Genomic DNA, 14131 nt, shown 5'->3' with positions numbered 1-14131 from the left:
CCCGATCAGGTGGCCAGCATCCGCAGCCCCTGGGTCACATCGGTCCGGATCGCCAGCCGCAGCGCGGGTTCATCCCCCGCCCGCAGCGCCGCCAGGATCATCCGGTGGTGCTGCGGCGGTTCGGTCCGGCCGAGCCGCCCGTAAAGCGCGCGCATGGTGGGGCCGAGTTGCAGCCAGACGGTTTCGGCCATGGCCAGCATCGCGGGCGCCTGCGCGCGCAGGTAAAGCGCGCGGTGAAACTCCAGATTGGTGCGGATGAAGCCCACCGCATCGCCGCGCGCCACCGTCTCGCCGATCTCGGCATTGATCTTCTGCATCCGCTCGATCAGCGCCATATGCGCGCGCGGCAGGGCGCGGCTGGCCAGTTCCGGCTCCAGCAGGGCGCGCAGGGCGGCCAGTTCCTCGATCCGCTCGTTCGACAGTTCCGGCGTCGCGACCCGGCCCGAGGAGGACAGGGTCAGCGCCCCCTCGGCCACCAGCCGGCGCACCGCCTCGCGCGCAGGCGTCATCGACACGCCGAATTGCCGCCCGATCCCGCGCAGCGTCAGCGCTGCCCCGGGGGTCAGTTCCCCGTGCATGATCTGGGTTCTGAGCGTGCGGTAGAGCCGGTCATGGGCCGCGGTGCCCGTCTCGCCCGGCCGGGTCTGGATCAGCATGGAACGACTGTGATCACGGCGGCGTCAAACGTCAATCGCCGAAGCGCACCCGATGCAGCGCCGCCCCGTTCGCGCGCAGCCAAGACCGCGGCGCGGCATAGTCGGGCATCAGCCGACGCACCACGGCCCAGTAGGCCGGGGAATGATTCATCTCGGCCAGATGCGCGACCTCATGCGCGGCGACGTAATCCAGCACCTGCGGCGGCGCCATGATCAGCCGCCAGGAAAACATCAGATCCCCCCGCGACGTGCAGGATCCCCAGCGAGAGCGGGTGTCGCGCAGCGTCAGCCGCCCATAGGGCCGGCCAAGCGCGCCTGCATGGCGGTCCACCGCCTCGGCCAGTGCCGCGCGCGCCTCGCTCCGCAGAAAGGCCTGCACCCGGCCCGCCACGCCCGCCGCGGGGCCGGGCACGGCCAGCGCCTCGTCGATCAGCCGCGGCGCGCGGCCGGTTCCGGCCACGATGGGCAGCGCTCGACCGCGGAACGGCACCGAGCCACCAAGCGCGACGGCGTGATCCTCGGGGCGCGCCGCAAGGTGGCCGCGAATCCAGTCCTCCTTCTCGCGCAGGAAGGCCAGCCCCTCGGCGATCGGCGCGCGGCGGGGCAGGGTCAGCGTCACCCGCCCGTCAAGCTGCGAGACGCGCAGCGAATAGCGCCGCGCCCGCGCCGAGCGGCGCAGCGCGATCTCGAGCGGGGGATCGCCGGGAAGGCGTGTGCTGTCCATCTCTGCCTCGTCCGTTGCGCGTTTCCATAGCATCCCAAAAGGGCTTTGACACGTCGGGGGACTTGTGGCAGGTGGCTGCAACCGCAAAAAGACGTTACCCCCGAGAGGACCTCCATGCCAAAGGAAGAATGGGGCGTAAAGCGCGTTTGCCCAAGTTGCGCGACCCGCTTCTACGACCTTCAGCGCAACCCGATGACCTGCCCCGCCTGCGCCAACAGCTTCTCGCTGGAAAGCCTGATGGCGGGCAAGAGCCGGACGCTGCTGGCCGAGAAGGCGGCGCCTGCCAAGGCCATTCCCGATGACGATCTGGACACCGATGACGCCGTGATCGACGACGATGACGCGACCGATGTCGATCTGGGCGACGACGTGCTGGACGACGATGACGACAATGTTTCGCTGGACGATCTGGCGGACATGTCCGCCGATGACGACGACGAAACATGACAGGGCGCGGGACGATTTTTTCGCTTGAACTCGTCCCGCAGCTTCCATAAGACACCCGGGCGGTCCCGAGGGGCCGCAACCGGAACGGGGCCATAGCTCAGCTGGGAGAGCGCTTGCATGGCATGCAAGAGGTCAGGGGTTCGATCCCCCTTGGCTCCACCAACCCTTCCGTTTCATTGACGTTTGAGGCACCGGGCAGAGGTTCAGCCGGGCCGACAAGGTGCTTTCGGTCAGGTCCGTGCAACTGGCCTGACATGCGCCGTGGATGTCGTCTGCCGGGCAGGCGGTCCGGATGTGTCTGCAACATGTCATCCGGAACGCGACCGCGCGGCTTGCCAGTGGGCCACAATCAGAGCGTTGACAGGGGACGGGGGCTTTGCAGCCGGGCACCGTTCTAACCGGCACTTGCCGCGAGAAATTGGGGCCGGAACACCGGGAATGACCGGGCGGCCGCCAGAAGCGGCCGCCGGGTGCGTCAGATCTGCTTTTCGGGCATCTGCACGATCAACCCGTCCAGCGCATCGGTGACCTTGATCTGACAGGTCAGCCGCGAGCGTTTGGGGTCGGTTTCATAGGCGAAATCGAGCATGTCGGCTTCCATCTCCTCGATGGGGGGCAGCCGGTCGACCCAGTCGGGATGGATATAGGCATGGCAGGTCGAACAGGCGCAGGCACCGCCGCAATCGGCGTCGATGCCGGGGATGGCGTTGTCGCGGGCGCCCTCCATGACGGTCAGCCCGTTGGCGACCTCGACCACATGCGGGGTGCCGTTGAACTCGATATAGGTGATCTTCGCCATGCCGGGCTTGCCTCCTCTGTTCCGGATCGAGGCCCCACATAAGCGAGGCTTGCGGGATTTTCCAGCGAAAGGCGACGCCGCCAGAAAGGCAGCGTGAGAGCGGTTTGCGGTTGTCGGAAATCCAGCAGGAACAGGGTGTTTTCAGCGTGCCAGGCCGGGCCGCTGGCCGGACTGGTCGGGCTGGGGAAGGGTGCGGTTCAATTGCCGCCCAGAAGCCGCCTGAGCCCCTTCTTCGCCTCCTCCTCAAGCTTGCGGCGGGCCGCATCCTCGATCCGCGCGCCCTCGCCGGCCTCGACGCCCAGTTCCCTTGCCGCACGGGCCTTGGCGTCCTCTTCGGCCTTCTTCGCGGCTGCACGGGCCTTTTCCTCGATGGCCTTCTTCTGCTCGTCCAGTTCCAGCCGCTCGCGCGCGATGGCTTCCAGATCCAGCCGGTAGCGCGGATTAGCCCAGCTGCCCGAGATCAGCAGCGGCACGCGGATGCCGCCCGCCCCGCCGCTATCCGACAGCGCCCGCGACACCACGCGATAGTCAAGCGTGCGCGCCCCGATCCCCACCCGGCCCGCGCCGGTCGCGGTCAGCAGCGGCGCGGCCAGTACCATGTCGTCATTGCGCAGCACGCCCTGGTCGATGGTGAAACTGGCGGTGATCCCGTCGAAAATGGTCTTTGCGCCCTCGCCGACATAGCCCAGGTCAAGCGTGCGGATCATCCCCGCTATATCCAGCCCGCGCAGTTCGCCCTTGCCCAGCCGCAGCGAGCCGGACCCCGACAGGCTGTTCATGATCGCCGCCATCGACCCGCCCGAGCCCAGGAATTGCAGCCGCAGATCGCCCTGCCCGATCAGCCGGTCGTAATCGGCAAGCTCGCGCAGAAGCGTCTGCATCGCCACGCCCGCCACAGTCAGATCGCCGCCGACCGAGGTGCCGCCGCGCCCGTTCAGCACGACATTGCCGGTGATCCGACCGCCATGGGCCTGCACCTCGCGCAGGTCTAGCACCAGGCGACGGTCGGTCAGTGTCGCGGCGATCCGCGTGGGGCCAAGCCTTGTGCCGCCCAGATCGACGGATTGCGCGGCCAGCGTCACCTCGGCATCAAGCGCGCCAAGCCCCGACAGGTCGATCGGCGCGGTGGACCAGCCCCCCCCGCCGCCACCGCCCGCGCCCGCCCCGGTCCCCGATCCGCCGCCCGTCAGCGCGGTCAGATCCAGCGCCCCGGCGGTGAATTGCCCGGTCAGCCGCGGCTTGCCCGACAGCGCCAGATCGGCCGACCCGGACAGCAAATTGCCATCCTGGCGCAGCACGCCCTCGCGCAGATGCAGCGTGTTCTGGGGGGTGTATCGCATCTGCCCCTTGACGCCTATTTGCCGCCCCGGCACGGTCGGCGCGGGTTGGCCCAGCGCGGCAAATATCGCGCGCAGGTCGGACAGATCGGCATCGACCGCGCCTTCGGCAGAAAGCGGCACCAGACCGGACCGCCCGTCAAAGACAAGCCGCGCGCCGCCCAGCGCCGCGTCAAGCGACAGGTCCGAAACCGCCCCACCGGTGAATTCCGCAAGCTGCGCGACCTGCGCCGTGGCGCTCAGTGGCTGGCCGTTCAGAGCCGCCTTGACCTCGATCCGTGCGGGGCCATCGGCACTGGGCATGGCCAGCGTCGCATCGACCCCGGCAAGTTCCGTGCGCGTGCCGGCTGCGCGGTCGAGATAGACGAAACTGCCATCGACGACCCGCGCCATATCCAGCGTGAAGCCGCGCGCGGGCTTGCCCTCGCCGCCAGCCCCGGCCGTTTCAGGCGCCGGGGCGCCCGTCTCGAACAGCCAGTTCGCCCGCCCGTCCGCCGCACGTTCCAGCACGATCCGGGGCGATTGCGCCACGATCTCGCGGATCACGATCTGCCCGCCGATCAGCGCCTTCAGGTCCAGCCCGACCGACAGCCCCTCGGCCGCCAGCATCGGGCCTGCATCGGACCAGTCGGCATTGGACAGCGTGACCGGCCCCGTCGCCACCCCGATCTCGGGCCAGAGCGAGGGGCTGAGCCGCCCCGACAGCGTCAGTTCGCGCCCGGTCGCGCTGCGTACCTGATCCTGCACCAGCGCCGCCACCTTGTCGGCGGGCAGCAGGAACAGCCCGCCCACGAACAGCCCGGCCAGAACGACAACGGCAAGAACCAGACGGATGATCCAGCGCATGGCGCACCTTTCGGTTGTCCTGCCCCAGACTAGGCGCAGCGCACGCGCCGGGGCAAGCGCGGGTTCCCCACTTTCCCGCGACCGCGCGCATCGCTATATGCGCCCCATGGTAACGAACCCGCCCGACCTGCGCCCCGACCGCGCCCCCCGCCCCCGGATCGAGGATCCCCCCCGCCCCGGCCAGCCGACCATCGGCATGGTCAGCCTTGGCTGTCCCAAGGCGCTGGTGGACAGCGAACGGATCCTGACGCGCCTGCGCGCCGAAGGCTATGCGATCAGCCCCGATTACGCGGGGGCGGATGCGGTGATCGTGAACACCTGCGGTTTCCTTGATTCCGCCAAGGCCGAAAGCCTGGAGGCGATCGGCGAGGCGCTGAAGGAAAACGGCCGGGTGATCGTGACGGGCTGCCTGGGCGCCGAGCCCGGCTATGTCACCGGCGCGCATCCCACGGTTCTGGCGGTCACGGGGCCGCACCAGTACGAACAGGTGCTGGATGCGGTCCACGCCGCCGTGCCGCCCGATCCCGATCCGTTCGTGGATCTGTTGCCCGCCTCGGGCGTGACGCTGACACCACGCCATTACAGCTATCTCAAGATCTCCGAAGGCTGCAATCACGCCTGCCGGTTCTGCATCATCCCCGACATGCGCGGGCGGCTCGTCTCGCGCCCGGCGCACGCCGTTCTGCGCGAGGCCGAACGGCTGGTCGAGGCGGGGGTCCGCGAACTGCTCGTCATCAGCCAGGACACATCGGCCTATGGGCTGGACCTGAAACATGCCACCGACCGCGGCCACCGCGCCCACATCACCGATCTGGCCCGCGACCTCGGCTCGCTCGGCGCGTGGGTGCGGCTGCATTACGTCTATCCCTACCCGCATGTGCGCGAGCTGATCCCGCTGATGGCCGAGAGGTTGGTGCTGCCCTACCTCGACATCCCGTTCCAGCATGCCCATCCCGACACGCTCAAACGCATGGCCCGCCCGGCGGCGGCGGCGAAGACGCTGGACGAGATCGCAGCCTGGCGGCGCGACTGTCCCGATCTGGCGCTGCGCTCCACCTTCATCGTGGGCTTTCCGGGCGAGACCGAGGCCGAGTTCCAGACCCTGCTCGACTGGCTGGACGAGGCGCAACTGGATCGCGTGGGCTGCTTTCGCTACGAGAATGTCGCCGGTGCCCGGTCGAACGCCCTGCCCGATCACGTCCCCGACGCGGTCAAGGATGAACGCTGGCACCGCTTCATGGAGAAGGCGCAGGCGATCTCCGAGGCGAAGCTGGCCGCAAAGGTCGGCCAGCGGCTTCAGGTCATCGTCGACGAGGTGGATGCCGACGGCATCGCCACCTGCCGCAGCATGGCCGACGCGCCCGAGATCGACGGCTGCCTGTTCATCGACGAGGACACCGGGGGGCTGGCGCCGGGCGATATCGTGACGGTGGATGTGGACGAGGCGGGGGAGTATGATCTCTGGGGACGGCTCGTCGGCCCGTAAGGCGCCGCCCGCGCCCCATATCCTGCCCGGCAGTGACCCGACGTTAAGGCCCGCCATGGAAGATTCGGCGCCAAGCATGCACCGAATCGGGCGTTGCGGACCTGTCGACCAACAGGCTCCGGACCGCGCTCCACGAACCCGCAGGAACAAGGGTCCAGGACGACATGGCGACGGGAACAACCTTCCAGGTCATCTATCTGGGCTCCTTCGCGCGGCTGGATGCCGACGAGACGAGCAACGTCACCGAGAACGCCGCCAATCTTGTCGGCACGACCTTTGGCGGGCCGGGAAACGCGCTTGCCAACAATATCCAGACTTTTTCGGCCGATTATTTCGGCCACGGCGATACGACCACCTATGATACCAGGAACGACTATTTCGGTGTCATGAAATACGACACCTTCAGGATCGATGGTGGCGCGCCCCGGCAGGTCGATGCAACGGTGGGCTACAACGCCACCCTCACCTATGTCGACGGCACCTCGACAACACTTCCGCTCGTGCTGATGCAGGACACGGTCGGCCGTCTCTACCTGGTCCCGTCGCTCAGCTACAACGCAACCCAGATCGCGCTCGAGGCGAAACCGATCCGGTCGCTGACCGTCGACAGCGTCTTCGACAACAACGCCAAGCTGGGCGCCGTGCGCTATCTCGGCAGCTTCGCGAACTGTCTGACCACGGGCACCGCGATCCGCACGCCCCGGGGCGATATCCCGGTCGAAACGCTGGCGCCGGGCGATCCGGTCGTCACGCTGGACAACGGTCCCCAGCCCGTCCGCTGGATCGGCCGCACCCATCACGACGCCGCCGCACTGGCCGCGCAGCCGAACCTGCGCCCGATCCTGATCCCGCGCGGCAGCCTTGGAACAAGCCGCGATCTTCTGGTCTCGCCGCTGCACGGGATGCTGATCGACGGCACCCATCTGGCCCGGGCCGGGCATCTGGCCGAACTGGCCCGCGGCCCCATCCGCATCGCCCGCGGCAAGCGCGAGATCACCTATATCCACCTGATGTTCGACGCCCATCAGATCGTCTTTGCCGAAGGGGCGCCCTGCGAAAGCTTCTATCCCGGCCCGATGGCGCAACAGGCCCTGTCGGCGGCGGACATCGCCACGCTGGAGCCGTTGTTTCCCGGCCTGTTCCAGCCCGGCATCGCGCGCGACGAGGTCATCGCCCGCTACGGCCCGCCCACCCGGCCCTTCCTGACCCGCCGCGCATTGGCCAACCGCCTTGCCCGCGCGCCGCGCGGGGCCGAGGCGCGGATCTCCGGCTGACGCACCCGGCGCGACCGCCCAGACCAGCGACAGAAGGCAACGGAAAATTAACCCTGATCCGCCAGTCTGCCAGGGCGGTACAGGCGGGGACGCCGATGACCGCGCCAGGAGAAGACCCCCGTCCCCCCTTCCCGTCCCCCCCGAGGAAGGCCCGGACAGGGGGTCCACCTGTGCTTCTTCTGGCCTCAAATATCCTCGCCGAAGGCAGCCGACGCAGTCGGCTCCCCGGGCGGGTTCAGCGCAGGCGGTTCAGCAGATCGAGACTTGCATAGCCGTCCGGAATCATCCCCGCCGCGTGCTGAAAGGCGCGCACCGCGGCGATGGTGTTCGGCCCGATCCGGCCGTCTACGCCCTTGGTATCGAACCCAGCCCGGGTCAGCCGTTCCTGCAATTCCTGACGCTCGGCAAAGACCAGCGCGCGATCTTCGCGCGGCCAGGCGGACCGGATCGGCCCGCCGCCCCGGATCCGGTCGGACAGATGCCCCACCCCGATCACATAGGCATCCGCCGTGTTGTAGCGCCCGATCACCGCAAAATTATCAAAGACCATGAAGGCCGCACCCCGCGCGCCTGCCGGCAGCAGGATCGAGGCCCGCCCATGCTCGGGCACCGCGCGCCCGGCCATGTCGCGCACGCCCAGTGCCGCCCAGTCCGAGGGCATCCGCCTGACGCTGCGATCCGCCAGCCGGTAGTCGAAATCGCGCGGCAACTGCACCTCGCCCCCCCAGGGCTGCCCGCGCTGCCAGCCGAACCGCGCCAGATAGGCAGCGGTCGAGGCCAGCGCGTCGGCCGGGTCGTCGCCCCAGATGTCGCGCCGCCCGTCGCCGGTGAAATCCACCGCATAATCCAGATAGGAGGTGGGGATGAACTGGGTATGTCCCATCGCCCCCGCCCAGCTTCCGGTCATGTTCCGGGCATCGGTATCGCCCGCTTGCACGATCCTCAGCGCCGCGATCAACTGGTCCTCGAAGAACGCGCCGCGCCGCCCGTCAAAGGCAAGTGTCGCCAGCGCCTCGATGATCGGCGTGGTGCCGCGGAAGGTTCCATAGGCGCTTTCAAGCCCCCAGATCGCGACCACCACCTCCTTGTCGACGCCGAAACGCGCCTCGATCCGCTCCAGCAGGGCGCGGTGACGCTCCAGCGCCTCGCGCCCGTTGGCCACCCGGGTCTCGGAGGCCGCGCTGTCGAGATAGTCCCAGATCGTGCGGGTGAATTCCGCCTGGTTGCGGTCGCGCCCGATCACGTCGGCATTGTACTGCACGCCCTGAAACGCCCGGTCAAAGACCGCGGGCGCGATGCCCTGCGCCAGCGCGCGGGCGCGGAACCCCTCGATCCAGCGCTGGAACCCGATATTCGCCGTCGATAGCTGCACCTGGTCCAAGGCGGCCTCCTTCACCAGAACGGGGCGGGCCTGTGTCCCCGCCTCGGTCAGCGCCGGTCGCGGGTTCGGGCGGGGCGAGGTTTCCAGCGCCAGCGCCGGGGCGGTCGTCGTCAGGGCGCACAGAAACGGGACAAGGGCCGCAGCCCGGGCGGGGGAGAATGGCATCTGCTCGAACCTTTCCGGTTTTGCAGACAGTCTACCCGCTCCGGCGCGGAACGCAAAGCACGCCGTTCCCGCCCCGGGCCCGCCCGCCGGATTTCGCCTAGCCCTTGCGCGGCCCCTTGCGCCCGAGCTTGCCCGCCCTGGCCCTGGACCGGCCGATATTGCGCCTGGGCGCCTTGCCGCGGATCTTGCGCGGGCCCGGACGCATCGCCTTGTCCTCGATCGACAGCAGTTCGAGTGTCAGCCCGCCGGTGACCGGCACCGCCTCGGACAGCCGCACCGTGACCCGCTGGCCGATGCCGATGGTCAGCCCGGTATCGGCACCCATCAGCGTCTGCGCCTCGCGGTCATGGTGGAAATATTCCTGCCCCAGTTCGCGGATCGGGATCAGCCCGTCGGCGCCGGTCTCGTCCAGCTTCACGAACACCCCGAACCGCGCGATGCCCGACACGCGGCCCGCGAATTCATTGCCCACCCGTTCCGACAGATAGGCGGCAAGGTAACGGTCGGTGGTGTCGCGCTCGGCCTCCATCGAGCGGCGCTCGGTCTCGCTGATATGCTGCGCGGTCGCCTCCAGCTCCTCGATCTCCTGCGGCGACAACCCGTCCTTGCCCCAGCCATGCGCCGAGATCAGCGCGCGATGCACGATCAGGTCGGCATAGCGGCGGATGGGCGAGGTGAAATGGGCGTAAGACCGCAGCGCCAGCCCGAAATGGCCGAAATGTTCCGGCGTGTAATAGGCCTGCGTCATCGAGCGCAGCGTCGACAGGTTGATGAGTTCGGAAAACTCGGTGCCCATCGCCTGATCCAGCAGGTTGTTCAGGTGCCGGGTCTGCAACACCTGCCCCTTGGCCAGCGTGAAGCCCGAAGCCGCCGCCACCTCGCGCAGCGCGTCCAGCTTCTCGGGGCTGGGTTCCTCATGCACGCGAAAGATCAGCGGGCGGCGCAGTCGGGTCAGTTCCTCGGCGGCCGAGACATTGGCCAGCACCATGAATTCCTCGATCAGCCGATGCGCGTCCAGCCGGTCGCGGAAATTGACCGAGGCGACGTGACCATCCTCGGTCAGCACGATGCGGCGTTCCGGCAGGTCCAGATCCAGCGGCTGGCGAAGCGCCCGCGCCCGGCAGAGCGCCGCATAGGCGGCATAAAGCGGCCGGATCACATCGTCCAGCAGCGCCGCGGTCCGCGCGTCGGGCTGGCCGTCCTGCGCCGCCTGCACCTCGGCATAGCCCAGCGCCCCGGCCGAGCACATCAGCCCCCGGGTGAAGCGATGCGACAGCTTGGTGCCATGGGCGTCGATCACCATGCGCACCGCGATGCAGGCGCGCGGCACGCCCTCATGCAGCGAACACAGATCGCCCGACAGCCGGTCGGGCAGCATCGGCACCACGCGGTCGGGGAAATAGGTGGAATTGCCCCGCCGCCGCGCCTCGCGGTCCAGCGCGCTGCCGGGGCGGACGTAATGGGCGACATCGGCAATCGCGACCCACAGCACGAACCCGCCCGGGTTCTTCGGATCGTCATCGGGCAGCGCCAGCACCGCATCGTCGCGGTCGCGCGCATCCGAGGGGTCGATGGTGACCAGCGGCAGATGGCGCAGATCCTCGCGTCTGCCCAGCCCCGCGGGTTTCGCGGCATCGGCCTCGGCGATGGCATCATCGGGAAAGGCGTCGGGGATGCCGTGCTGGTGGATCGCGATCAGGCTGACGGCCTTCGGCGCGGACGGATCGCCCAGCCGGTCCACGACACGCGCACGCGGCAGGCCCATGCGGGCGCGCGCGCCGATCTGCTCGGCCTCGACCAGTTCGCCATCCTTCGCGCCATGGGTGGCATCGCGCGCCACCATCCACTCCAGATCGGCGCCCTTGTCGATCGGCACGATCCGCCCGCCCTCGGCGCCGGTGCGAAAGATGCCCAGCACCCGTTTCGGGTTCGCGCCGATCCTGCGGATCAGCCGCGCCTCGTATTGATGATCCTCGCCGCGCACCTCTTGCAGGCGGGCCAGGATGCGGTCGCCCTCGGCCAGTGCCGGTTCGTCCTTGCGCGCGATGAACAGCACGCGCGGTTCCGGCCCCTCGCCATGCCATTCCAGCGGTTTCGCGAACAGATCGCCGTCGCGGTTCGGTGCCAGCATCTGCAACACGCTGACCGGCGGCAGCCGGTCGGCATCGCGATAGCTCTTGCCTCGCTTTTCCAGATGGCCCTCGTCCTCAAGCTCCTTGAGCACGCGCTTCAGGTCGATCCGGTCCGCCCCCTTGATGCCGAAGGCCCGGGCGATGTCGCGTTTCGAGGTCTCGCCGGGATGCGCGGCGATCCAGTCGAGGATCTGGGTCTTGGAGGGGATCTGGCTCATGCCCGCAGAGCTATCATGCGCGCCCGCCCCCGTCAGCCGGAAAGCGGGGGCCGCTCAGGCGAAATAGGCGGCAAGGATGCGGCCATAGATGCGCTTCAGCCCCTCGATCTGGGCCACCTCCACACGCTCGTCGACCTGATGCATGGTCTTGCCGACAAGGCCGAACTCAATCACCGGGCAGAAATCCTTGACAAAGCGCGCATCCGACGTCCCGCCCGAGGTCGAATATTCGGGCCGCAGCCCGGTTTCCGCCTCGACCGCCGCCGCCACCAGTTCGGACAACGCGCCCGGCGGCGTCAGGAAGCTTTCGCCCGAGACCCTGACCTCCAGATCAAAGCGGATGCCGGTCTCGTCCGTCACCTTGCCCGCCTCGGCGCGCAGCCAGTCGGTCAGGCTGTCGGCGCTATGCGCCTCGTTGAAGCGGATATTGACCATCGCGCAGCACAGCCCCGGGATCACGTTCGAGGCCGGATTACCGGTGTCGAAGCCGGTCACCGCCAGCGTCGAGGGGTCGAAATGGCGCGTGCCCTCGTCCAGCGGATAGGCCGACAGCCGCTCGACCAGCCGCGCCAGTGCCGGGATCGGGTTCTGCGCGCGCTGCGGATAGGCCGAATGGCCCTGCACGCCATGGGCGGTGAACCAAGCGGTCATCGAGCCGCGCCGCCCGATCTTCATCATGTCGCCAAGGCGCTCGCGGCAGGTGGGTTCCCCCACCAGACAGACCTCCATCCGCTCGCCCTCGGTCGCCATCCAGTCCAGAAGCGCCACGGTGCCGTCCGTCGCGTCGCCCTCCTCGTCGCCGGTAATCGTCAGAACGATGGCACCATCGGGCGGCGTGTCGGTCACGAAGTCGATCGCCGCCGCGACAAAGGCCGCGACGCCCGATTTCATGTCGGTCGCCCCCCGGCCCCACAGATAGCCATCGCCCAGTTCCGCCCCGAACGGCGCATGGCGCCACGCAGCGGTATCGCCTGCGGGCACCACATCGGTATGCCCGTTGAAGCCGAATGTCCGCCGATGCCCCTTGCCCCCCCAGCGCGCGAACAGGTTCGGAACGCCGCCCCGGTCGATCCGGCGACATTCGAACCCCGCCGCCGCCAGCCGGGTTTCCAGCAGCCGCAGGGCGCCCGCCTCGCTGGGCGTGACCGAGGGGCAGCGGATCAGTTCGGCGGTCAGGGCAACGGGGTCGGTGGGCTGGGGCATGGCGCGGATCCTGATGATGCGCCCCAGCGATAGACCGACCCGCGCCGCGCCGCAATGCAGCAGCGCGGCGCGCGCGCCGTATCAGATCACCACGACATCGAGCGGCGGAAAGCCGTTGAAGCCGACCGAGGCATAGCTCGACGTATAGGCGCCCGCATTGCGGATGATGACCCGGTCGCCCGCGCTCAGACCCAGCGGCAGCAGGACGGGGCGCTTTTCGTAAAGCACATCCGCACTGTCGCAGGACGGCCCGGCCAGGATGCAGGGGCCGACCGGCTCATGCTCGCGCTCGGTCAGGAACTGGTAGCGGATCGCCTCGTCCATCGTTTCGGCCAGCCCCGAGAACTTGCCGATATCGAGATAGACCCAGCGATAGGCATCGGTATCGCATTTGCGCGAGACCAGCATCACCTCGGCCGCAATCGCGCCCGCCTCGGCGACCATGCCGCGGCCGGGTTCGGCCATCACGCGCGGCACCGCCCCGAACAGGTCGGTGACCAGCCGCATCACCTGGGCGGCATAGATCTCGGGCTGCTCGACCTCGTCACCGTAGAAGGCCGGGAAGCCGCCGCCGATGTTCAGAAGCTCCAGATCGAAGCCCGCCGCATGCGCCGCGTGCCAGATGCCCGCCACCTCGTCCAGCACCGGCAGCCACATCCGCGCCGCCCGTGTCTGGCTGCCGACATGGAACGAGAGGCCCACGGGCCGCAGCCCCGCCGCAAGGGCGCGCGCCAGCAGCGGCTGCACCTTGCCCGGCGCACAGCCGAACTTGCGCGACAGCGGCCAATCGGCCTCGGTCGCGGTCACCAGCACGCGGATATAGACCTGCGCGCCGGGGGCATGGACGGCGATCTTGTCGATTTCTTCCTCGGCATCCGCCGCAAACAGCGTGATGCCCGCCTGATGGGCAAAGGCGATATCGGCGGCGCGCTTGATCGTGTTGCCATAGGAAATCGCCGAAGGCGCAGCGCCTTGCGCAAGGCACAACTCGATCTCGGCGCGCGAGGCGGCATCGAAGCCCGAGCCCAGCGCCGCTAGTTGCGCCACGATCTCGGGCGCGGGGTTGGCCTTGACAGCATAGTGGATCGCCGCCCGGCCCAGCCCGGCCTTCAGCGCGGCATAGCGGTCGGCCACGGCCTGCATGTCCAGCACCAGCGTCGGCCGCTCGAAGCGGTGCGCGCGGATGAAGGATTCAACGCGGGTGGATTCGAATACGGGGGATTGGCCGGCAAAGCCGACTTGCGTAGCGATCATGGTCATCTCCAATAGACCCGGCCATCTATGGCCGCTCAGTACCAAGGGAGACGTTACCGTCGCTACGTAACCCGTGAGGGGACAGAGGCGCGTGCGTTGGCGTCCGTAACGGGGCCAGATAGGGAATTGCGTGAGTCGGTGCAACAGAAATTAGGTTAAAAACGCATATTTCCGCCGCCTGCGCGCGAGAAAGTGACGCCGCGCGCGCC

Annotated in this window: 11 protein-coding genes and 1 tRNA gene; 4 read left to right on the top strand and 8 right to left on the bottom strand. The window is 68.6% G+C overall.

Going from position 1 to position 14131, the window contains the following annotated elements; genetic code table 11:
- Positions 1-5: 5 nt before the first annotated feature.
- Positions 6-656, bottom strand: a complete 651-nt coding sequence (locus GH815_RS01270) for a GntR family transcriptional regulator (protein WP_153746911.1) — start codon at positions 654-656, stop codon at positions 6-8.
- A 31-nt stretch (positions 657-687) separates the two neighbouring features.
- On the bottom strand, positions 688-1380 hold the full coding sequence (locus GH815_RS01265; RefSeq protein WP_153746910.1) for a M48 family metallopeptidase: 693 nt from the start codon (positions 1378-1380) through the stop codon (positions 688-690).
- A 114-nt stretch (positions 1381-1494) separates the two neighbouring features.
- Between GH815_RS01265 and GH815_RS01260 the strand changes: the two genes are divergently transcribed.
- On the top strand, positions 1495-1827 hold the full coding sequence (locus GH815_RS01260) for a TIGR02300 family protein (RefSeq protein WP_153746909.1): 333 nt from the start codon (positions 1495-1497) through the stop codon (positions 1825-1827).
- A gap of 86 nt (positions 1828-1913) precedes the next feature.
- Positions 1914-1989: transfer RNA gene (locus tag GH815_RS01255), tRNA-Ala, on the top strand.
- Between the two features lie 313 nt (positions 1990-2302).
- On the opposite strand, the gene GH815_RS01250 is transcribed toward GH815_RS01255, so the two are convergent.
- The gene (locus tag GH815_RS01250) at positions 2303-2626 is read right to left on the bottom strand and encodes a 2Fe-2S iron-sulfur cluster-binding protein (protein WP_153746908.1); all 324 of its coding nucleotides are present in this window, start codon (positions 2624-2626) and stop codon (positions 2303-2305) included.
- Between the two features lie 197 nt (positions 2627-2823).
- Entirely contained in the window at positions 2824-4809 is a 1986-nt protein-coding gene (locus GH815_RS01245; protein WP_153746907.1) for an AsmA family protein, read from the bottom strand.
- Positions 4810-4915: 106 nt separating this feature from the next.
- On the opposite strand from GH815_RS01245, the gene rimO reads away from it, so the two are divergent.
- Both rimO and GH815_RS01235 read left to right on the top strand, forming a co-directional pair.
- Entirely contained in the window at positions 4916-6295 is a 1380-nt protein-coding gene (gene rimO / locus GH815_RS01240) for a 30S ribosomal protein S12 methylthiotransferase RimO (RefSeq protein WP_170290270.1), read from the top strand.
- Positions 6296-6459: 164 nt separating this feature from the next.
- Complete coding sequence (locus tag GH815_RS01235; RefSeq protein ID WP_153746905.1) at positions 6460-7569, top strand: Hint domain-containing protein; 1110 nt, start codon at positions 6460-6462, stop codon at positions 7567-7569.
- 235 nt (positions 7570-7804) lie between these two features.
- Here GH815_RS01235 and GH815_RS01230 read toward each other — a convergent pair whose 3' ends face one another.
- From GH815_RS01230 to GH815_RS01215, 4 genes are all read right to left on the bottom strand, one after another.
- On the bottom strand, positions 7805-9115 hold the full coding sequence (locus GH815_RS01230) for a lytic murein transglycosylase (protein ID WP_153746904.1): 1311 nt from the start codon (positions 9113-9115) through the stop codon (positions 7805-7807).
- 97 nt (positions 9116-9212) lie between these two features.
- Positions 9213-11465 carry a ribonuclease R gene (gene rnr / locus GH815_RS01225; RefSeq protein WP_153746903.1) on the bottom strand — a complete coding sequence of 751 codons (2253 nt, stop codon included), beginning with the start codon at positions 11463-11465 and terminating at the stop codon, positions 9213-9215.
- 54 nt (positions 11466-11519) lie between these two features.
- Positions 11520-12668 carry a succinyl-diaminopimelate desuccinylase gene (gene dapE, locus GH815_RS01220; protein ID WP_153746902.1) on the bottom strand — a complete coding sequence of 383 codons (1149 nt, stop codon included), beginning with the start codon at positions 12666-12668 and terminating at the stop codon, positions 11520-11522.
- A gap of 81 nt (positions 12669-12749) precedes the next feature.
- Positions 12750-13922: a type III PLP-dependent enzyme gene (locus GH815_RS01215; protein WP_211365030.1), complete on the bottom strand. Its 1173-nt coding sequence runs from the start codon at positions 13920-13922 to the stop codon at positions 12750-12752.
- Positions 13923-14131 lie beyond the last annotated feature (209 nt).

It is taken from the genome of Rhodovulum strictum (assembly GCF_009649175.1).
Taxonomy (GTDB): Bacteria; Pseudomonadota; Alphaproteobacteria; order Rhodobacterales; family Rhodobacteraceae; genus Rhodovulum; species Rhodovulum strictum.
This window is presented reverse-complemented; position numbering and strand designations above follow the sequence as displayed.